Origin of the sequence: Microcoleus sp. K5-D4, from assembly GCF_036704575.1 — a bacterium.
GTDB lineage: Bacteria > Cyanobacteriota > Cyanobacteriia > Cyanobacteriales > Microcoleaceae > Microcoleus.
The window spans coordinates 49,733-71,611 of the sequence record NZ_JAUBSD010000029.1 but is presented as its reverse complement, the minus strand read 5'-3'; the positions used below and the strand labels follow the sequence as shown (position 1 = coordinate 71,611).

Here is a 21,879-nt window from a genome sequence, read left to right as displayed (position 1 = left end):
CAGCCAACCACGGGGACGACAACCCAGCCAACCACGGGGACGACAACCCAGCCAACCACGGGGACGACAACCCAGCCAACCACAGAGCCATTGCCGATACAGGTTCCGGGTACGAGTCCGAGTTCGAGTCCGAGTCCGACTGCGGGCGCGACAACTCCGAGTCCGAGTCCTTCGATAGTCCCGCTTCCAACTGCGGTGCCCCCAACTCCTCCGCCTTTGGGTGGCGGGCCGACTCCGCCGAGTTTTACATCTCCGACTCCTAACCAGCCGCCGCTCGTGGAAGCGGGCAAGACGGTGACTGGTTTGCAGAATTTGCCTCTGTCTCTGAGCATTTCGGCGCCCAGCGACCCGGAGGGCCAGCCACTGTCGATCGCGGTAGTCGGACTTCCCAATCCTACTTTTGGTCAGGTAATTACGGGTACGAACCCCGTCACCGTGAACCAAAAGCTAACCGTTCAGGATTTACTCGGGCTGAAATTTCAACCTGGAACAAACGTGATCGGGCAAGCCGGTTCTTTCAGCTACAGCGTAGCTGACGACCAAGGCGGCACGGCAGCAGCGTCAGTCGCAATTAACATCAATTCTTTTGATACCTCCGTAACTGTTCCAACTCTCCTGCCGCCGATTGCTGTGGATGACGGCATCGTATTTACCAATACGAATAATTTGCTGCCCACTTTCATCGACGTACTGGCGAACGATTCCAGCCCGCAAAAAGGGACGCTTAGCATTATCAATGTCAGCACACCACAACTGGGGGCAGCTGTAAATCTTGTCTCTCAAGTGCAATTCATCCCCGGCAACGTAGCGGGTACAACTGCTTTCACCTACAGCGTCAGCGACGGATTCGGGACAATTCCGGGCGTAGGTACTGTCACCGTTCAAATCTTGCCTGCAGATAGCGGGCCTAACAATTTAGTTGGGGGTTCTTTGCCGGACAATTTGGACGGTTTGGCGGGCAGCGATACTATTGATGGTCAAGGCGGCAACGATACGATTAACGGCGGTGTGGATAACGACGTGCTCGTAGGGGGCCTCGGCGCAGATACCATGACAGGGGGCGGCGGCAACAATCAATTCCGCTATACCAGCCCTGCACAAGGTGGCCCTGCCTTTGATGCGGCTTCTTCGGCGGCGATCGAGGCTGCGATCGCGGCGGGCGGATACGATGTGATTACTGATTTTAGCGGTCTCGGTGTGCCGATCGCCGATCAGTTTAATTTTGCCCCCGGATTTGCGAATCTCAGCGGTAACACCCAAGTTCTGCTGAATGTGCAGACAACGGTTTCTGCAAATATTCTGGGAGGAAGTGCTTTCTTGTTTGCCTACGATTCCGGTGGCAATACTTACATCATTTATGACGGCAATGGCAATAACCTCACCGGCAGCGATTCTCGCATTTTGGCGAAGTTAAATGGTGTAACTGGGGTTTCTTCTCTTTCGGAATTTGATTTGACGTTTATCTAGGAAGATAAGAGGTTTGAAACCGCAGATAAACGCAGATAAACGCCGATTTTGTTGGCAGTTTATCTGCGTTAATTTTTGTTCACCTGCGGTGAAAAATTAAATCTCATTATCTTCAGGAAACAATCCCAACAAAGAGCCAAGCATAGCACCAAACTTTTAGAAAAATTAGAGGTTTGAAACCGCAGATTAACGCAGATAAACGCCGATTTCCTGGGTACTTTATCTGCGTTAATTTGCGTTCATCTGCGGTGAAAAATTAAATCCGATTATCTTCAGAAAAAAGCCCCAACAAAGGGCCGAGAATAGCGCCGAAAACAAAGCCGCCAGCGTGGGCCCAGTAGGCAACTCCCCCGGATTCCATGCCGACACTTGCCGGGGCATTTAAAGAAGCCAAGCCACTCAATGCTTGCTGTGCAAACCAAAATCCTAGAAAGAAGAAAGCGGGGACTCTGACAGTGGTAATAAAAATTCCCAATGGAAGCAGTGTCAGAACTTTGGCTTGGGGATATCTGAGAATGTAAGCTCCCATGACGCCTGCGATCGCGCCGCTAGCGCCTAGGGAAGGAATGGCAGATGCTGAGGAAAAAAACCACTGAGTTAGTGATGCTAAAACGCCGCAAGTAAGGTAAAAAATTATAAATTTGACGTGTCCTAAACGGTCTTCTACGTTGTTGCCAAAAATCCACAAAAATAACATATTTCCGGCAATGTGGAGAAAGCCTGCGTGCAGGAATTGGGAGCTAATTAGTGTTGTCCATTCGGGAAATGGCGAAACTGGCAGAGCAACCCGACACATATTGCTTAACTGGCAAGGAATTACGGCCCAAGAGTAGAAGAATTGGGTTAATTGTCGATCGCCCAAACTGAGTTCGTACAAAAATACTAATATGTTTGCGGCAACCAGCCCGTAGGTGACATAGGGAGTGATAGTAATGGGATTTTCATCGCGTAAGGGAACCACGGCCTTTTTTCCTCATCAAAATATTGGCAACACAGTAGCGCATTTATAGCCCAGGTGTCTCCTGTCTAAAGGAAGAGGGAACAAGTCAATCGATTTTAGATTTTAGATTTTAGATTTTAGATTTTAGAATTGAAGAAAGCGACTTGACGGATGTATCCGGGGGCTGGTTATCGGATACTAGATTTTTTTTTCTGCACGAATGAACCCGGGGGCTGGTAACGCCCCTGGGTGCCGCAAGCTTCCTTCAAATCCGCCGTATTCCGCTGAAACAAAAATAAAACCCATTTAAGAAAACCCTCCACCTTGCAGTTAGTTGAATATCTGCTTTTTAGTGTTGGGTTTTATTTTACCGCAAAGGCGTATATTATAGGATTGCAGAGCAAGTTTGTAGTTGCGATATTGGTGGGGTTTTAACACCTCAACACAACTACAAACTTATTTGTCCCCTTGCTGATTACATTTTTACAGCGGGGCTAGTCGAAGGTTTAGGCGACTTAATTTCCTGGGAAACTGCACGGGCGCGGAAGATTTTAGCAACGACTTGTTCACACTTAGACAAATCCGATTCTATCTCTGTCAAAATGGCAGTTGACACGGGATCTGTGAACTTCACCCGCAGGTTGTTGACATCGACAACACCGGTTTGCAAATCACCTAGAGTGCTCCGCAGCAAGAACGTTTCATCTGTTCCTTGCATCGAGGCTTTTAATTTAGCGTATTTGTCAGCAATTTGGGCGGGAATTGATGGTTTTTCACCGAAATCGTTGAGGCGTTTTTCGAGAGCGAGGATGTGGTTCTGTTTGTTTTGAATCATTTCTCTCAAGAGCGATCGCAAATCGCTGTCTTGGGTTTTTTCCGCATAATTTTGAAACGCTTCGCAAGCATAGCGTTCCCCTGCGAGGGCGGTATTCAAACCTTTTACGATGTCGCCTTGTGTAGAGCCTCCCCAACCATTAGCTAATTTCCACCATTCTGCATTTGTGTCAGTTTCTTCTGGCAAACCGACTTCTTTTCCGCCGTAACCGAGGCGAGCCATAATTGCCGTGGTAAATATTGCTAAATCTCCCGGTTGGCGGGAAGTTATCAAGTTGCCGTCAACTACTAAAGCTTCGTTAATGTAGTTAGCTCCGGCATTAATCATGTCTGTTTTAATTGCCAAGAAACCAGTCGCATTTTTGCCTTTCAGCAAGTCGGCTTCAATCAAAACTTGCGGGCCGTGGCAAACAGCAGCGACGATTTTTCCTTGCTCAAATGCTTCTCGTACAAAACGTACTGTATTGGGATTAGTCCGCATCATATCGGGAGCCATACCGCCGGGAATTATCACTGAATCGAATTCTGCGGGTACTGCTTCAGTGGTAGTTCCGTCAGCCTGCTGGGCAACTTTTCCTTGTTTCCCTGCATACTTTTCGTTTGTCCGCGAACCGAGGACAACTACTTCAAATCCTGCTTGTTTTAAGGCGTTGTAAGGAACTAGAAATTCCGAATCTTCTACTCCATTTTCGATGAGTATGGCAACTCGTTTGGTGTTGGTGCCGTTATCTGTTGTCATAATCAACTTTCCTCAGACTATCTTTTTATCTAACGCTAAGTGATTGATGGAGTTTTTAGCGTCTTGCTAAAGTGATAAATGAGTTAGTTTTAAAAGGTGTCAGCGTGGGCCTTGAGAGGTATTTTACTGTAATTGTCTCAATGCACGTAAGAAGCTCCATTAATGTCGATCGTAGTCCCGGTAGCGTGTGCAGCTAAACCCGACGCTAAAAACGCGATAACATTGGCAACATCTTGAGGAGGAGCGATTTTGCCGATCGGGATATCGCGAATAATATCAGCTTCACCGAACTCCTGAATAAACTGATTAGACATTTCTGTACTGACAAATCCCGGTGCAACTGTAAATGCCAAAATATTATCAGCCGCAAACCCTCTAGCAATGCTGCGAGTTAAAGCAACAATAGCACCTTTAGAAGCGGCGTAGTGCAGATAATTCGGGTCATCGCCGCGAAAAGCAGCGCGACTTGCTATATTAATAATTGTGCCTACTCTGCGAGTTTGAAAATGCAGGATAGATTCGCGGCACAAATCGGCAACGGCAACTAAATTTACTTGTAGAGTTTGCTGCCAAGCTGAAGACCAAATATCGAACTCGTCCTCTATACCCGCTGACTGCATAATCCCCGCATTATTAACTAAAATATCAATATGACCGCGCCATTTTAAAGCATCTCGCCACAAAGTCGAGGCCGCGTTTTCCACCCTCAAATCCGCTGCCAATAAATAACAGCGATCGCGCCCAACACTTCCTGCGATCGCTTCAGCTTCTTTCTGACTGCGAAAGTAATGCAAAATTACCTCGGCCCCAGCATTAACCAGAGTCCGCACCGTCACTGCACCAATCCCTTTCGAGCCACCAGTTACTAAAATTACCTTTCCGGTTAAATCAATCATTTCTCTATCTCTTTTCTCTTTCTCTGCCCCCTCAGCACCCTCTGCATTTAATAAAAAGAATAAATCTCCTTCACATATGAAATAGAATTGCTATATGATACAGCACATTCCATGCAATGTGTATGCCATTTCATCAAGCTGATGGATATCTGCAATAGACTTCTCCAAAAACTTCCAAATCCTTTTCCATGTGGATTTCTATTGGAAATATAGCCACTGCTGAAAGCACTATAGCTTTTTTGTCCTTAAACTCGATATAGCTCTTCTCAGGTAGATGAGGTATGACTGACAACTTATATAACGACTAAAGAAGAGGGCTAAAGCCCAACTACGTACCTCATTTACTTGAGAACCGCTATAACTACAGTGGATTCGGCAGCAGAGGTCGAATTAACTCCATAATTCGATCAGAATTAAAATTATTGATATAATCGGTTAGTGCTTGAGCCAAACTTGCTTTGGATTCTGGAATTTGTCCAATTAATTCATTCATAACTTCGGTATCGAGATAGTAAGCGGCTTGATACATTTGTTCTAACCACTGAGGGGACATCATGGATAGATCTTCTCCAGACACCGTTTCAACTAATTGTTTTTGTGGAGTTTGTTCTACGACTTCGTAGATATATTGCACTGGCAAATATTTAGCGATTTTGTCAAAGATGTCTCTCTGCTGAAATGGCTTGCTTATAAAGTCGTTAAAGCCAGCCATAACAACTTTCTCTCGCTCTTCTTCAAAAATACTGGCAGTTAAAGCAATAATGACAGTTTCTTTGCTCTGAGGGCGTTCTCTAATATATTTACTAGCTGTGTAGCCATCCACGATCGGCATTCGTAGATCCATCAGAATCAGGTGCGGCCGCCAACTCTCCCACAGCGAGAGTGCCTCCACTCCCTGTTTTGCTTCTCTCACCTCAAAACCAACCGAGGTAATGAACTCGACTAACAAGCGACGATTGTCTTCTAAATCTTCAACAATAAGAATGCGGTAAGTCGGTTGTCCGGGAGCTAAACCAATTACTCTTTGATTACTTGATTCTGGGGGTAAGGAGTCTGCTTGAGGTAACTGTACAGGAATCTCAAACGAAAAAGTGCTACCTCGGCGCAAAGTGCTTTTAACGCGAATTTGACCGCCCATGAGTTTGACGAGTTTTTGACTGATGGCTAAACCAAGCCCACTACCTTGACTCAAATTATTCCCAGCTTGCGTTTGCACGAAAATCTTAAATAATTTATCAATTTCTTTGGGCGCAATTCCCACGCCTGTATCCTCAACTTCAAAACATAGGTGACAAGATGTTTTGTCTCTTTGTGTTGCTCTTACCCGTAGGGTGACGCTTCCTTTGTTGGTAAACTTAATCGCATTACCGAGCAGATTGACAAGGACTTGGTAGAGTTTTTTATTGTCGCTATGCACAAATCTAGGAATGTCGGGAGCTAGATCGAAAATTAGTTGCAATTCTTTAGATTGGACTTTAACTTGGAACATTTCTTCAATAGAAGCCAGCAAATTTGTCAAACCAAAGTCAGAAAGATTGAGTGTCATCCGTCCGCTCTCTATTTTGGATAAATCTAAAATATCGTTAATCAAGTCCAATAAATGTCTACCGCTACGATTGACAATCTGTAAACGTTCTTGAATAGAAGGAGTCAGATTTCTCTCATAGCTCATCAATTGCGTGAATCCCAAAATTGAGTTGAGGGGGGTGCGGAGTTCGTGGCTCATATTGGCGAGGAAGACAGTCTTGGCTTGGTTTGCTTCATTTGCCTGATGAAATTCCAACTCAGCTTGTTTGCGATCGCTAATGTCAATTAAATATCCCAAGATTTCTACTGGTGTACCTGAATTATCTCGAATTAGCCTAAGCTGACTGAGCATCCAGCGATAAACCCCATCGGAGCGACGAAAACGGTATTCGTGTAAATAAAAATCATTAACCAATACATTTGGTAAGTCATTAAGTACGGGTTCTACATCATCTGGGTGTAAGTGATTCACCCAAAATTTAGAATCTTCTAAAAACTCGCTGCTTTCGTAGCCCAATATATCTTTGATATTTTCGCTGATGAACGTGGCTCCATAATCGCCAGCAGGTTTACTGCTAGAAATGACCACGGGGCTGTAGTTTAGAAGAAAATTGAGGCGATTTGTGGTAGCTTGTAAGGCTTGCTCAGCCAGTTTTAGCTCTGTTGCGTCCTCCTGAACGGCAACATATACAGTTCCGTATTCAGGATGCTCAAACCTGGATGTATGAACTCTGCACCAAAAGAGAGTTCCATCTTTCTTTCTATTGTGGACTTCATATTTCGCTTCGCCAGTCTGTTCAATTTGAGTGACGATATCTAGAACGGTTACATCTGGTGTAAAATTTGTATCGACATAATTCAAGACACCAAGGGCTTGACCTGCGAGTTCGTCCTCTGTGTAGCCAAACATAGCGTCAAAGGTAGGATTGGTGTAGACGAGCATGAGGTCTGAGGCTTTGATTAAACACACTCCTCCTGCCATGTTATTCATGATAACGCTTTGAAGCTCTAGCGTCTTTTGAGCTTCTTTTCGAGCGGTAATGTCTTGGATCTGAGCAATAAAATGCAGTGGATTTCCCTGTCCATCTTGTACTAGCGAGCCATCAAGAAGAATCCAAATAATATGTCCTTGTTTATGAAAATACCGTTTTTCCAGTTGGTAAGTTGAAATTGTTCCTGCTAATAGTTGATTTGCATAACTAAGATCCGCGTCTAAATCATCAGGATGGGTAATGTCTTGGAAAGTTAACGCTAACAACTCTTCTGAGGAGTAGCCAAGAATCTGACATAAGGCAGGATTGACTTTAACCCAGTGCCCATCAAGTGAAACGATCGCCATCCCGATAGAGGCATCTTCAAACGCATGGCGAAACTGCTCTTCACTGTTTCGTAAAGCCATTTCAATTTGTTTGCGATCGCTAATATCGCGCATAATAACAGTAAATACCGTTTCGTCTCCCATTTCCAGCTTAGAAATAGAGGCTTCAGCCGAAAACTGCGTTCCATCTTGACGACGACCCAAAATCTCGCCTCGTTCTCCCATCCTTCGCGCTCTGGTAGAAGACTGTGCAAATTGTTTGATATGCTGCGGATGTGCATCTCTAAACTGTTCTGGCAGCAGTAAATTCAGTGGCTTCCCTAAAATATCCTCAATTTTATAGCCAAACATCTTTTCGGCCCCTTGATTAAACAGGGTAATGCGTTGAGTGCGATCGACTGAAATAATTGCATCATTGGCGATTTCTAGAATTCCCGCAAAACGAGCCTGCGATTTTTGTAAAGCATCTGTTCGTTCAGCCACAAGAATTTCTAAAGTTTCGTTAAGTTTTTTAATTTCTTTTTCCGCTTTTTGGCGCCTGTAATCTATCTGGTTTAAAGAGCGAGCCGTCCCCAAGATGAGAATTGAGAACGTGACAACCATAACAGTTGAACGCAATGTATAGCCAAAATTAACGTTATACCAGCCTAAATTTTGTCCCTGAAGAGTCAACCAGTTCAGTGTCACGGGAAAGATTGTCCCCCAAGGCAGCAACCACCGAACCATTACTCCGCCCACCAGAGGACTGTTTACTACTTGCATTAATCCTTGTTTGGGGCGGAGCCATAAAATTCCTCCATAGAGGATGAAAAAGGTGGCGATCGTGTTTACGGGTTGAGTCGTCGTAATTGTGGCCAAACGTTCAAGAACATCGACATGGAATAGGTGCGCAAATAAAGCTAGTAAAGAAATTAAAGTTGCAACACTACTAAAAATCTGAGCAAACCAAGTATCGCGTTGGGAATTTTGCCCTAATAGTAAGAGTGCTAGTCCCATCAGCACAAAATTTAGGGCGGTATTTACTGCCATTCTTCCCGGATAAGGAGTCGCTGAAGATACGAAATCTGGGAAAAGCCACTGATCAATACCCAGCTTCCAACCAAAAATATACTGGCTCAGCGTCAGCAAACCGATGATGATTATGAATCCTGCCATCCCTTGAGCGATGCGATTTTGCAGTCGGGTTCTTTGGTACTGCAACAATCTCAAAGACACTCCAGCCAGCAAAAAGCAAATTGCCGTGTTTGCTTTCATGGTCGAACCCATACCGGGAAAACCGCTTTTGAGTAGCGAGATGTCAAATTGCCAACCCAGTAGCACGAGACACCCGATCGCCATGACGAGTAGACTTGCCATTTGAGAAATCCGCTTGTTCATAAATCGGCTGCTGGGGTTGAAATACTCTTCTTCTGATGTTAGGCGAAGCGAAGAAGGGCAACCACGGGGGGACTGCCCCTAACCGAACTATTCAGATTGTGTAGGGCTGCGCCCCCTTGCCACCCCAATATATCGGGGATCGCAGGACTTCTTTCTGCGTAAAGTGAGCTTGATAGGCTAATAATTCAACTATACTATTTGTGCATATGTTTATAGTCGTCTAGCAAAAAACTAGGGAAATCAGTATGATTATCGATAGAACTAGCGATAGGGTTAGCGAGCGAGCTACAAACTACCGAGGCAATATTTTAATTGTTGACGATCTGCCTGATAACCTGCGTCTACTCAGGGATACTTTGAGGGAAGAGGGTTATAAAGTTCGCAGTGCTATAACAGGGTCAATGGCGATCAGAGCGGCCCAATCACCATCGACAGAGTTAATCTTACTAGACATTAAATTGCCTGATATTGATGGTTATGAAGTTTGCCGACAATTAAAATCTGACGAGAGCACCGCAGACATTCCAATAATTTTTTTGAGTGCGCTAAATGAAACTTTTAATAAGGTGCAAGGGCTTGCTGCTGGAGGGGTAGATTATATTGCTAAGCCATTTCAAGTGGAAGAAGTATTAGCTCGTGTCGAAACCCACCTAACGATCCGAAGGCTGCAACAAAGACTCCAAAAGCAGAATATACGTCTCTTGATAGAAATTGAAGAACGGCAACGTCTCGAAGAGTCTCTCTTTGCCGAAAAGGAATTGGCTCAAGTGACACTGCAATCCATTGGCGATGCGGTCATTACTACTGATGCCCAAGGTAGGGTGAAATATTTCAATCCTATAGCTGAGCGACTGACAGGCTGGAAAACTCAGGAGGTTCAAGGAGTTCCTTTCTCTACAGTCTTCCTAATTGTTGATCAAGTAACGCGAGAGCCAGTAGAGAATCCTATAAACAAGGCTCTATTAGAGCAGCGAATTGTCACCTTAGCTAACAATACTATTCTGATTGCCGATGATGGAACCGAGTATCCCATTGCTGACTCGGCAGCACCTATTCGAGACCGCCAAGGTCAAATTATCGGGGCAGTAATCGTCTTTCATGATGTTACTGAATCGCGCTATCTCACCCGTCAACTATCTTGGGAAGCCAGTCACGATGCCCTAACGGGGTTAATCAACCGTCGAAGATTTGAGCAGCACCTAGTTGAGGCGCTCGCCTCTGTTAAAGATACCAATGAGCAGCACGCTCTCTGTTATTTAGATTTAGATCAGTTCAAAGTCGTTAACGATACCGTAGGTCATATTGCTGGCGATGAGCTACTGCGCCAAATCACCGCACTTATTCAACAGGGAGTCCGTGCTCATGATATGCTGGCTCGCTTGGGAGGTGATGAATTTGGTATTTTGCTCACTCAATGTTCGCTCTCTCAAGCAACTCAGATTGCGGAAAACCTCAAAGACCTAGTGCATCAGTTTCGGTTTATTTGGAATGGCAAAACCTTTATCATCGGAGTCAGCATTGGAGTTGTTGCTATTGACAAAACCAGCCAAGATTTGAGGGAGCTTCTGGGATCGGCTGATGCAGCTTGTTATGCCGCCAAAGCCAGAGGCCGCAACTGTGTTCATATTTATAGTCTAGATGATAGCGAACTAATTAAACAACGTGGTGAGAGGCAGTTGATTTCCCAAATCAGCCGAGCGCTGGAAACCAATCGTTTCTGTCTCTACTACCAAAAGATTGTCTCTATTACCTCTAAACCATTAGTAGAGCATTATGAGATTTTGCTCAGAATGCTGGACGAAAATGGAAAAATAGTATCTCCCAATGAGTTTATTCCCGCCGCCGAGCGTTACGGCTTGATAACTGAGATCGATTGTTGGGTAATCGAAACTTTTTTCTCTAATTATCACAAATTGCCGGAGAAAGATGTTCTTAGCAAAGGCTTGTATACGATCAATCTTTCTGGGGCTAGCATTAGTAACAATCAGTTTCTGAGATTTTTAATCGAACAATTTTCTCGCTACCAAGTCCCCCCACAAAGCATTGGCTTTGAAATCACCGAAACCGCAGCGATCGCAAACTTTGAGCAAGCCAGATATTTCATGAGCGAACTCAAAAAAATTGGCTGTTGCTTTGCTTTAGATGATTTTGGCAGTGGGTTGAGTTCCTTTGCGTATCTGATAAATTTACCAGTTGATTATCTAAAAATTGATGGTGCTTTTGTCAAGAATATTAGTCATAATTTGATTTCTCAAGCGCTGGTGGAAGGCTTTAATCGTATTGCCCATGCGATGAATCTTGAAACTATAGCTGAGTTTGTCGAAGACGAGGCTATCTTAGAAAAATTGCGGGAGATTGGAGTAGATTATGCTCAGGGTTATGGGATCGCCCGCCCCGTCCCTATTAATTTTAATCGCTAGCCATCGCACTGGGCCAGCGAACCCATTGCCTCACGCCTGCGCCTTGTCTAGAGGCCTCCAAGAGTCGATCGCCCGCTGCTACAAGGCTAGCTCAATTTGCTGTGTCACATTTAGATCGAATGTGCTGTAATTGTAAAGGATTGAATGTTCTATTGGAAATAAACCGGAAAATTTGCCATGAAAGCAGTTGCGTTCGATCGCTACGGTTCAGCCGAGGAATTGCAATACCGAGAGTTGGAAAAGCCGATCGCCAAATCCAACGAATTGTTAGTACGAGTTCGCGCTAGCAGCGTCAATCCCGTAGACTGGAAAATCCGGCAAGGACACCTGCAACTATTAACAGGATTTAACTTTCCTCGAATTGTCGGTTCTGACATATCAGGAGTTGTCGTGGAAGTCGGCCGGGAAGTCACTAAATTTCAACCCGGAGATGAAGTTTATACTTTCTTAAATCCCATCAGTGGGGGTGCTTGCGCCGAATACGCGGTCGTGGCAGAATCGGATGCAGCAATTAAACCGAAAAACATCACTCATGCAGAAGCAGCAGCAGTACCGATCGCAGGTTTAACTGCTTTGCAATCGCTCAGGGATTTGGGTAAAATTCAAGCAGGAAATAAAGTATTAATTAACGGCGCTTCCGGCGGAGTCGGCACTTTTTCCGTGCAAGTTGCGAAAGCAATGAATGCGGAAGTAACGGGAGTTTGCAGTGCTAAAAATAGAGAATTGGTCAAGAGTTTGGGAGCCGATTTTGTCCTGGATTACGAAGAAATTGACTTTACTCAACAAACCGATAAATATGATATAATTTTAGATGCTGTCGGGACAAGAACATTTGCTGAATGCGAAAAAGTGCTGCAACCAGAGGGAATTTATATATCGACTTTGCCAAGTTTCGAGAACCTCGCACCGATGTTAACGAGCTGGTTTATATCGGGTAAAAAAGCTAAATTCATTCTAGCCAATGCCAACCCCAGCGATTTAGGGGCTTTGCGGGAGTTAATAGAATCCGATAAAGTTGAGCCGATTGTCGATCGCACTTACAGCTTAGCAGAAGTAGCAGCAGCCCACGCTTACAGCGAAACCGGCCGCGCGATCGGCAAAATTGCGATCGTGATTGAATAATCAAGGCACGGCACGGGTTTTGACACCGCTACACGGATTAATTATCGATCGTTCCTTCTGCTGCTGAAGTCAGAATAAAGAATGAAGAAGGAAGTCGGAGCAAATATGAAATAACTATTCTCAATTTCCAATTGCCAATTAATTACCCATTTCCAATTACCCATTACCAATTACCCATTCCCTATGACTTCTCCCTCAAACTTGGAGACATCCGAACAAGGTTCCGACAACAACCTCGAAGCAATTAGCTCCGAAAACAGCATTGCACCAATCGCCGGCGGTGCGATGGGTTCCCGCAACTTAGAAAACGAATTTCTCGACGAACTTCCCGATGAAGTTGAGATGTCTTTATTCGAGCATTTAGAAGAATTGCGTATGCGACTTTTCTACTCGCTAATTGCAGTAGTAATCGCTGTAATCGGTTGCTTTTTGACAGTAAAACCCATCGTGCAACTGCTAGAAGTACCGGCCGGCCCCGTCAAGTTTCTGCAACTAGCTCCCGGCGAGTATTTCTTTGTTTCTATCGAAGTAGCCGGATACAGCGGTTTGCTGCTCGCCACTCCGTTTATTTTTTACCAGATAGCGCTGTTTGTTCTCCCCGGCTTGACTCGCAAAGAACGCAGGTTGCTGGGGCCGGTGTTTTTCGGTTCGAGTTTCCTATTTTTGGGCGGTTTAGTATTTGCTTACATCGCTCTGATTCCGGCGGCGCTTAACTTCTTTGTTACCTATGGGGCGGATGTTGTAGAGCAGTTGTGGTCGATCGACAAATACTTTAAATTTGTACTGCTGTTAATGTTCAGCACCGGCTTAGCTTTTCAAATCCCGATCGTCCAAGTATTGCTCGGCGTTTTGGGCATAGTTTCTTCTAACCAAATGCTCTCCGGCTGGCGGTATGTAGTCTTGGGAGCGGCAGTTTTGGGAGCGGTGTTAACGCCTTCTACTGACCCTTTAACGCAAAGTCTTTTAGGAGGTGCGGTGCTGAGCTTGTATTTTGGCGGGGTTGGTTTGGTGAAGCTTTTAGGACGATGAGAATTAAGAATAGCAGACAATGTAAAAGTTAGCGCACATCTGAATTTTAAAATTGTCTGCTATTTTTAGCCGAGATTGGGATTGTTGTCAACTTATCTTAAAAACATTGCTTCAGCTATTTTGAGGGCGAATTCCCTATTTACTTAAGTAAGCTGATAAATATTGTGTAAAGCTAAGCTTCTCAGCTATTTGAGTAAGTTGATTGTTTTATATGATAATCTTTGCTGATTTAGTATCTGTTGGATAAGTATTTAAAATAAAATATAAAATTCACATTAGCAAAGTTTAGTGTTAGGTGTCTGGGGTCAAGGTTTTGAGGCTTAATTCACACTATTCTTTAGGCGATCGGGCTGGCAATCATAAGTTATTTTAATGATTTAGTTTTTAAGGTTTACATGAAGATTTGACACAAGCTGATCCTTAGTATTCAATTTAGAGATAACATACCAACACAGTGAAATTACTGAACAATAATCTAAAACCTCCGCAATAAAGTCAAGCTGGCTCGCTGAAGTTTAGCTAGATATTTTGAGTGTCTGGCCTACCTAAGATAAGAGAATTTTTGGTTTTTTGGGTTGATTTTTTAGTAAATTCACTTTAAAAATCCACACTGTAAATTTTTACCTTCTTGACGGTTTCAGTTTATTAATATGCAGAGGAAATTAAATACATGACAATAATCTCTAGCACAACATCGGGCACTTCAGGCCCTGACTACTTAGCTGACTACTTATCCAACCCTTTTAGTTCCTCTTTTAGCAACGACTTTCTTGATGGTTTGGCTGGCAATGACACTCTCGATGGTGGTCTGGGCTGTGATAGTCTCGATGGTGGAAGTGAAGATGACCTCCTCTATGGTGGAAGGGACGATTATCCTTCCGACGTTAATACTCTGCTTGGTGGACTTGGCAATGACAGTCTCTATGGAGGAGGCAAAGCTTATGACTTGCTCGACGGCGGAGCAGGCAATGATTATGTGCTTGGTGACTACAGTGGCAATATTAGAGAGCAGCCAACAATTGGTAACGATGACACGCTCTACGGTGGAGAAGGAAATGACACTCTTAGCGGTTGGCGTCTTAGTGACATTCTATATGGCGGAGTTGGCAACGATCAACTCGAAGGCGGCTTCGAGAACGATTTGCTCAATGGCGACGATGGCGATGACACTCTGTCTGATGGCAGTGATCTCTTAGGTTATGGTGGTTCCCCAGCAACCAACGGCCACGACACTCTCAACGGCGGCAGGGGTAATGACTATCTCGATGGCGGGCTTGGCAATGACTTGCTCAATGGAGGGGATGGCATCGACACAGTATCGTACATAGGTGCGAGAAGTGGTATCAATCTACAGTTGGCGCCTATTGGCGACGGGTCTGGGTTAGGTCGGGCTCTCGATGGATTTGGCGGTATAGCATTCACGGGGAGGTCCCGGCACCCGATCGTAATAGAGAACGGTGTAGACTCACTATCTGGCCTTGAAGTCGTTATCGGTTCTAACTTCGACGACACCTTAGTTGGCGGGATCGGCAATGAAACGCTCTTGGGCGGGCGCGGTAATGACTCTTTGTCGGGTCGTGCTGGCAATGACTGGCTCAATGGAGAAGATGGCATCGACACAGTATCGTACAGCGATGCAGGAATTGGCGTCTATCTCCAGTTGGGGGCTGTCGGTGACCAGTCTGGGTTAGGTCGGGCTTCCGACGGGTTCGGTGGCGTAGACTCGCTCTCCGGCCTCGAAGTAGCGATCGGTTCTAGGTTTAACGATACTCTGCTTGGCGGATACGGCAGCGAAACGTTGATTGGCGGGGGGGGCGACGACTTGTTGTTTGGCTTGAGCGGTGATGACTATCTGGTTGGTGGCAGGGGCGCTGACAAGTTTAGGCTTTGGAGGAGTTCGGGAATAGATACTATTGCTGACTTCAAACAAGGTGAAGATAAACTTTTGGTACGTTCTACCGCTCCGTCTCCCGCTCCGTCTCCCGCTCCGTCTGAACAAATTCCGTTTAAAGACATAACTTCTAAGTCTGTGAGTAATGGTTTAGATATCGATACCGGGATTTTTCAGAATGGCCAAATCATCGGAATTCTGAAGGGAGTTCACACAATCACCGCCAGTGATTTGATTACTGGCTGATTGTATTATCTGCGTTGATCTGCGCTTATCTGCGGTTAAGAATTCCAAGTTATTCTGCCTGCTGCTTCAGCAAAATATACCGCAGATAAACACAGCACAAAAATATATCGACTCGCAGCAAAAAAATATAGAGACGCGATCGCCCGCGCCTCTATAATTACTAAAAGTTAAAATTCCACACCAAAGTTTTGTCAAAACTTTGACTACATTCGGAACTGTTCGACTTCGGGAGTATAGCCGATCGGCAAAACGTAATCCAGATTCTCGTGGGGACGAGCAATTATGTGATACGATAGCAACTTTCCGCCATCGACCTTTTTAACTGATTCAATTCCAGCAGCAACGGCTGCTTGCACTTCAGAAACATCTCCTCGCACTATAATTGTCCAGTAGGCGCGGGTTATTTTCTCATAGCGAACTAAAGTAACACGGGCTGCTTTCACCATTGAGTCCGCAACTTCTACTGCAGCGGGAAATCCTAAGACTTCAACCATTCCCAGTGCAACACCCATTACAACATTCTCCTAAGTTTCACAAGATATCTGACCTTCATTGTATGTGAAATTGTTGACAGAAATTGGTTCGGATGATTTTGGTAAGCTAGAAGTCCGATCGCCGAAAATTTAAAAAGCCTCTAAAAAGCCCCAGAAACTGTTGTCGCTTTAAATCCCACAGTTGGGCGCGCGCAGCAAAGCCCGCCACACAAGACTTTGAATCAAAACACCTGTGCAAATTAGATGCGCCACAGCTTAGTTTCTCACCAGCGGCAACTCGTATGACAAGCTCGCCGATCGATTTTCGGGACTTTGGGCTCAACTAATCCAGCCGCGGCGCGACACAAAACTTTAGGGAACTCCGCCAGATCCCGGCTGTGGAGTCAATCTAAAATCTAAAATCTAAAATCTAAAATCGACGGAGTGATTCAAAACTCGTCTAGCAACCACTCGGAGGCTCTTTCACCCAAATCTAGAGGAACGCTGACAGCTTTACCCAAGCGCGGGCGATCGCGAGTAGTTACGATATATTCTCTCACCTGTTCTGTGCTCCCCCAGCCGTTGAGGTAATTGGCCACCGCATCCAAATGCTCGAAATAATCAGCCTCCGTCATCGGAAAAGATGCCTGTTCTAGATATTTCCACATAACTTGCACAAAAATCTTGCCCCGCGTTCGCCGCAATCTGATATCGTAAGACTTTCCCCATTTTTCTAGCAGTAGCTGGTGTAAATCCTGGCCCGTCATGGTTGCTCCTGAGTTAATCCATTAAACAATAAAAGACAAAGTTCAAAAAATGTAATAATACTCTAATAAAGGCTGGAAGGCGCATTCTTAAAAGGAATTTTCGCGGCCTAAAATTTGTGCGAGCAGATTAACGGCAATTATCCTCCTTCCTCTGCACGTACAGGTTCGCTAACAGCTAACAAACAAACGTAACTTAAAACCGTAAAGGCAGGTCATGGCTCAATCTTCTGCTGGAAATCCCGATGTCCCCGATATGGGGCGTCGCCAATTTATGAATTTGCTGACGTTCGGTACAGTCACAGGTGTGGCACTGGGCGCACTCTATCCCGTTGTCCAATATTTTGTTCCTCCGTCGAGTGGGGCAGTTGGGGGCGGAGTGACAGCTAAAGATGCTTTGGGTAACGACATCATCGTTAGCGAATATTTGGCTTCGCACCCTGCGGGCGATCGCAGCTTAGCCCAAGGTCTCAAAGGCGACCCCACCTATGTTGTGGTGAAAGAAGACCAATCTATCGCCGACTACGGCATCAATGCAGTCTGCACTCACTTGGGTTGCGTCGTGCCTTGGAATGTTAGCGAAAACAAGTTTATCTGTCCTTGCCACGGTTCTCAATACAACAATGAGGGCAAAGTGGTACGCGGCCCCGCGCCTTTGTCTCTGGCCCTGGCCCACGCCACTGTCGCAGATGACAAGATCGCTTTTACAACTTGGACAGAAACTGATTTCCGCACCGGCGAAGCACCTTGGTGGTCTTAAACTATTTTGGATTTTAGATTTGAGATTTTAGATAGGGGGTGAATGGTGAAAACCACAGATAAGTGCATCCCTAAACCAGTCTAATAATCCAAAATCCAAAATCCAAAATCCAAAATCCAAAATCCAAAATCCAAAATTGTCTGACCTTTGAGATTGAATACTCTAATGCCACAAACTAATTTATCTGCGATATTTCGCCGCAGTGCCAGGACGATCGCGAAAACAGCCTTAATTGCGATCGCAGCTGCAGGATTTTTCCTCACCAGCGATATCGCACTTCCCCAAGCAGCATTTGCTTACCCTTTCTGGGCTCAGCAAACAGCACCCGCTACTCCCCGCGAAGCAACAGGCCGGATTGTTTGCGCTAACTGTCACCTCGGTGCAAAACCGACTGAAGTTGAAGTACCGCAATCTGTTTTGCCAGATACGGTGTTTGAAGCTATTGTCAAAGTTCCCTACGATACTAACGTTCAACAAGTTGGCGGCGACGGCAGCAAAACCGGCTTGAATGTCGGCGCAGTTGTGATGTTGCCCGAAGGTTTCAAGATTGCTCCCGCTGACAGAATTCCCGAAGAAATGAAGGAAAAAGTCGGCGATCTTTACTTCCAACCTTACAGCGAAACCCAAGAAAATATTGTTTTAGTGGGCCCACTGCCGGGAGAACAATACAAAGAATTGGTATTCCCCGTTTTGTCGCCGAATCCGGAAACAGACAAGTCGGTTCACTACGGCAAATACCAAATTTATGTTGGTGGCAACCGCGGCCGCGGTCAGGTTTATCCTACTGGCGAAAAGAGCAATAATACTGTTTACAATGCTTCGGTAGCTGGCACCATTTCTAAGATTGCTCAACCTGAAGATGGCGGTTATCAAGTGACAATTCAACCTGCCGAAGGTGCAGCGGTTGTTGATACGATTCCTGCAGGCCCAGAACTGATTGTTTCCGAAGGACAAACAGTTGCAGCAGGCGAACTTTTGACCAACAATCCTAATGTGGGCGGCTTCGGTCAAAAAGACGTGGAGATTGTGCTGCAAAGTGCCGATCGCGTTAAAGGATTGATGGCTTTCGTGGCTATAACCATGCTGGCTCAAATTATGCTCGTTCTCAAGAAGAAACAGGTCGAAAAAGTTCAAGCTGCTGAAATGAATTTCTAAACGCGGCTGTAATTAGTTGGGTAAGGTACTCTGTGTACACCCAACTATTAGGTAAGTAGGGCGGGGAATACCCGCCTTATTGTTTGATAAATAACCAGTAAAATAATGTCAATTGATGAGAAAATAGTTGAAGTAGGCCCGCTGCAATGGTTTTATCGGGAAACAAATCCGGTTAACGAAACTGGTAAACCGCCCGTACTGCTGCTGCACGGTTTGCCGTCCCAGAGTTTTACCTGGACTGTAATGATGCCGGATTTGGCGGCCCAGGGATTTAGATCGATCGCCCCTGATTGGGTGGGTTACGGGCGATCGGCAAAACCAGACAAGCGCGACTTTGCCTACACTCCCGATGCTTTTGTTGACGCCCTCGCTGGCTTTATTCAAGCTATAGAATTAGAGCGCTTTTCCCTCGTTGTCCAAGGATTTTTAGCTTCAGCCGGCATTCAATACGCTTTACGCAATCCCGATAAAATTGAGCGTTTAGCCATCATAAATACACCAGTTTCACCAGATATCAAATTGCCTTGGAAAATGCAGCAGTTGGGGCTGCCTTTTATTGGCGACATGATGACGCAAGACCCGCTTTTGGTTGACAGAACTCTCGAAGGCGGCAGCCGGCAGACAATATCAGACAAGGATTTAGATGTTTACCGCCGCCCGTTTTTGAAGAGTTCGGATGCAGGTCGATCCCTGATGAATACTGTCCGCAATATTCAATTGCCCCAGTCAATGGCCGAAATTGAATCCGGCTTGAAAGCATGGACTCGACCAACTTTATTTGTGTGGGGTTTGACAGATCCTTGGCTGAGTGTTGAACCTGCTAAAAAGCTAGTCGGTTCCCTGCAAAATGCAGAGTTAGTCACACTGGAACAAGCGGGGCATTATCCTCAAGAACATTGGTCAGAAAAAGTTGGCGATGCTGTGATAACTTTTCTGCGCCGCCAGGAGGTAAAATAATATTTTGTACATAACTCTCGGTGCTAGGTCAGTGAACCAGCTCCTCGCCGAGCTGCATTTCCAGGCAGAGCCTGAGAACGAGAAATCTAAAATCTAAAATCTAAAATCGATATGACTCGTCCCCGTTCAATTTTTGCCTTGATGATGGCGTTTTTGATGGCATTTCTGGTTAGTTGCAGCAGTGTCGAAGCAAAAGTTCCAACGACTTACACAGCAGCTCAGACCCAGCAAATTCAGCGCTATGTTCCTACTCTGACAGAGTTCCGCTCGCGCATGGATAAACTGGGCACCCTAATTCAAAAACGGAATTGGGTTGACACCAGAACTTACATTCACGGGCCTCTAGGCGACTTGCGGAACACCATGAAAACCGTCTCTGCGAGTTTATTGCCTAGTGCTCAACAACAAGCTGTTGATTTAACTAAGAGTTTGTTTACCGATTTGGTTAACATTGATCTTGCTGCTAAAGAGCTTGACTATGCAAAAGTCACGGCCAGCTATCAAAAAGCTGTCAATGATTTCGATACCTTCTTGCAGCTAATTCCTAAAGCTTCATAGCTTGGGGTTTGTAGGCTTGGCAATTGATGGGTGTCAAATTAAGACTGAAACCCATAATAAATATCGCTTGTAGTCAAGTCTAGCTCCCCCCTAACCCCCCTTAGTAAGGGGGGAAAAGAGTATTCAAACTCCACCTTAAAAAGGGGGGCAGAGCATTCAAAGTCCCCCTTATTAAGGGGGATTTAGGGGGATCTAGACTTTGACACAAACGATAAAAACAGAGGGTTTTACTGTTGATTTGACACGCTTTGCGCTCAGAACCCTACGAAAAACTTCTATAAAATATAAAATATAAAATCTAAAATCTAAAATTGAATGGTTCGCGTTGCAATTATTGGTTGCGGTATTGTTGGGGCTTCGATCGCCTTTGAACTAAGTCAATTCCCCGAACTGAAAGTTACTGTGTTCGACAAACAGCCGCCGGCCCAAGGTTCTACTGGCGCGGCACTCGGTGTTTTGATGGGAGTTATCAGCCACAAAACTAAGGGTAGAAATTGGCAGTTGAGGGAAACCAGCCTTCAGCGCTACGAAACTTTGATTCCCGAATTGGAAGCAGTTACGGGGCGAAAAATTTCTTTTAACAAACAAGGAATTTTGATGCTTTGTTCGGAGGGAGAGGATTTAAGTAAGTGGGAAAAATTGATAGCAACTCGCCGTTCTCAAGGTTGGCAATTGGAACTTTGGGATGTGGAACGAGTGCGCGAACTCTGTCCTCATCTCTCTTTAAACGATCGCATTATTGCTGCGATTTATTCGCCTCAAGACCGGCAAGTCGATCCGACGGCGCTAACTTTGGCTTTGGTTGATGCTGCTGAACGAAATGGGGTGATTTTTGAGTTTGGCGTGCGCGTTGAAGCAGCGGAGATTGCTGCTAGTTTAAAGTTCGATCGACTAATTGTGGCGGCTGGTTTGGGTTCTGCTGCTGTGACTGCATCGTTAAATCAGTTGGTTGACATTCGCCCGGTGTTGGGACAAGCGCTGCATTTGCGATCGGCAAAGCCTTTAGGAAACCCTGATTTTAGGCCGGTAATTACTTGCGATGACGTTCACATTGTGCCTTTGGGCGATCGGGAATTTTGGGTGGGGGCGACGGTGGAGTTTTCCGAAAATGACGGGGAAATTCAGGCGAATGCTGATATGTTGGGGCAAGTGATGGCGAGGGCGAGATCACTTTGTCCCGCCTTAGCAGAAGCTGAAATCATCAGGAAATGGTCAGGATTGCGCCCGCGGCCGGAAGGGCGGCCGGCCCCAATTATCGAGACGCTTCCCGGTAACGATCGCGTTTTGATCGCCAGCGGCCACTATCGCAACGGTGTTCTGCTGGCCCCTGCAACCGCGCGATCGATTCGAGAAATGATTTTGCAATAATTAATAAATGTTAATACAATCAAGATAGCAATTCATAT

17 protein-coding genes are annotated in these 21,879 nt (G+C 45.4%); 10 read left to right on the top strand and 7 right to left on the bottom strand.

The window, feature by feature from the left end; translation table 11 throughout:
• On the bottom strand, window positions 1-290 hold a 290-nt coding region (locus tag QUA77_RS11990), incomplete at its 3' end, for a hypothetical protein (RefSeq protein WP_333450270.1).
• On the opposite strand from QUA77_RS11990, the gene QUA77_RS11985 reads away from it, so the two are divergent.
• Window positions 277-1,467 carry an Ig-like domain-containing protein gene (locus QUA77_RS11985; protein ID WP_333450269.1) on the top strand — a complete coding sequence of 397 codons (1,191 nt, stop codon included), beginning with the start codon at window positions 277-279 and terminating at the stop codon, window positions 1,465-1,467. The two genes, QUA77_RS11990 and QUA77_RS11985, sit on opposite strands and share 14 nt — an antisense overlap.
• Before the next feature lie 256 nt (window positions 1,468-1,723).
• On the opposite strand, the gene QUA77_RS11980 is transcribed toward QUA77_RS11985, so the two are convergent.
• The 4 genes from QUA77_RS11980 to QUA77_RS11965 all read right to left on the bottom strand — a co-directional run bounded on the left by QUA77_RS11980 (window position 1,724) and on the right by QUA77_RS11965 (window position 9,098).
• Window positions 1,724-2,428, bottom strand: a complete 705-nt coding sequence (locus QUA77_RS11980; RefSeq protein ID WP_333036975.1) for a rhomboid family intramembrane serine protease — start codon at window positions 2,426-2,428, stop codon at window positions 1,724-1,726.
• Window positions 2,429-2,882: 454 nt separating this feature from the next.
• A complete protein-coding gene (locus QUA77_RS11975) occupies window positions 2,883-3,980 on the bottom strand; it encodes a DJ-1/PfpI/YhbO family deglycase/protease (protein ID WP_333450268.1) in 1,098 nt (365 codons plus the stop codon).
• Between the two features lie 137 nt (window positions 3,981-4,117).
• Window positions 4,118-4,876 carry an SDR family oxidoreductase gene (locus QUA77_RS11970; protein ID WP_333062067.1) on the bottom strand — a complete coding sequence of 253 codons (759 nt, stop codon included), beginning with the start codon at window positions 4,874-4,876 and terminating at the stop codon, window positions 4,118-4,120.
• Between the two features lie 361 nt (window positions 4,877-5,237).
• On the bottom strand, window positions 5,238-9,098 hold the full coding sequence (locus QUA77_RS11965) for a PAS domain S-box protein (protein ID WP_333450267.1): 3,861 nt from the start codon (window positions 9,096-9,098) through the stop codon (window positions 5,238-5,240).
• A gap of 245 nt (window positions 9,099-9,343) precedes the next feature.
• Between QUA77_RS11965 and QUA77_RS11960 the strand changes: the two genes are divergently transcribed.
• The 4 genes from QUA77_RS11960 to QUA77_RS11945 all read left to right on the top strand — a co-directional run bounded on the left by QUA77_RS11960 (window position 9,344) and on the right by QUA77_RS11945 (window position 15,806).
• Window positions 9,344-11,518, top strand: a complete 2,175-nt coding sequence (locus QUA77_RS11960; RefSeq protein ID WP_333450266.1) for an EAL domain-containing protein — start codon at window positions 9,344-9,346, stop codon at window positions 11,516-11,518.
• Window positions 11,519-11,695: 177 nt separating this feature from the next.
• Window positions 11,696-12,640, top strand: coding sequence for an NAD(P)-dependent alcohol dehydrogenase (locus QUA77_RS11955; RefSeq protein WP_333450265.1), 945 nt, complete (start codon window positions 11,696-11,698; stop codon window positions 12,638-12,640).
• 183 nt (window positions 12,641-12,823) lie between these two features.
• Window positions 12,824-13,669 carry a twin-arginine translocase subunit TatC gene (gene tatC, locus QUA77_RS11950; protein WP_333450264.1) on the top strand — a complete coding sequence of 282 codons (846 nt, stop codon included), beginning with the start codon at window positions 12,824-12,826 and terminating at the stop codon, window positions 13,667-13,669.
• 670 nt (window positions 13,670-14,339) lie between these two features.
• The gene (locus tag QUA77_RS11945; RefSeq protein ID WP_333450263.1) at window positions 14,340-15,806 is read left to right on the top strand and encodes a calcium-binding protein; all 1,467 of its coding nucleotides are present in this window, start codon (window positions 14,340-14,342) and stop codon (window positions 15,804-15,806) included.
• Between the two features lie 203 nt (window positions 15,807-16,009).
• On the opposite strand, the gene QUA77_RS11940 is transcribed toward QUA77_RS11945, so the two are convergent.
• Together QUA77_RS11940 and QUA77_RS11935 are read right to left on the bottom strand one after the other, a co-directional pair.
• Window positions 16,010-16,318, bottom strand: a complete 309-nt coding sequence (locus QUA77_RS11940; RefSeq protein ID WP_006631236.1) for a carbon dioxide-concentrating mechanism protein CcmK — start codon at window positions 16,316-16,318, stop codon at window positions 16,010-16,012.
• A gap of 410 nt (window positions 16,319-16,728) precedes the next feature.
• Window positions 16,729-17,046 carry a DUF3067 family protein gene (locus QUA77_RS11935; protein WP_333036983.1) on the bottom strand — a complete coding sequence of 106 codons (318 nt, stop codon included), beginning with the start codon at window positions 17,044-17,046 and terminating at the stop codon, window positions 16,729-16,731.
• Window positions 17,047-17,260: 214 nt separating this feature from the next.
• On the opposite strand from QUA77_RS11935, the gene petC reads away from it, so the two are divergent.
• From petC to QUA77_RS11910, 5 genes are all read left to right on the top strand, one after another.
• On the top strand, window positions 17,261-17,803 hold the full coding sequence (gene petC / locus QUA77_RS11930) for a cytochrome b6-f complex iron-sulfur subunit (RefSeq protein ID WP_242717315.1): 543 nt from the start codon (window positions 17,261-17,263) through the stop codon (window positions 17,801-17,803).
• A gap of 165 nt (window positions 17,804-17,968) precedes the next feature.
• Complete coding sequence (petA, locus tag QUA77_RS11925) at window positions 17,969-18,958, top strand: cytochrome f (RefSeq protein WP_333036984.1); 990 nt, start codon at window positions 17,969-17,971, stop codon at window positions 18,956-18,958.
• A 105-nt stretch (window positions 18,959-19,063) separates the two neighbouring features.
• Window positions 19,064-19,915: an alpha/beta fold hydrolase gene (locus tag QUA77_RS11920; RefSeq protein ID WP_333036985.1), complete on the top strand. Its 852-nt coding sequence runs from the start codon at window positions 19,064-19,066 to the stop codon at window positions 19,913-19,915.
• A 111-nt stretch (window positions 19,916-20,026) separates the two neighbouring features.
• On the top strand, window positions 20,027-20,473 hold the full coding sequence (psbQ, locus tag QUA77_RS11915) for a photosystem II protein PsbQ (RefSeq protein ID WP_333036986.1): 447 nt from the start codon (window positions 20,027-20,029) through the stop codon (window positions 20,471-20,473).
• A gap of 315 nt (window positions 20,474-20,788) precedes the next feature.
• A complete protein-coding gene (locus QUA77_RS11910) occupies window positions 20,789-21,841 on the top strand; it encodes an FAD-dependent oxidoreductase (RefSeq protein WP_333450262.1) in 1,053 nt (350 codons plus the stop codon).
• Window positions 21,842-21,879 lie beyond the last annotated feature (38 nt).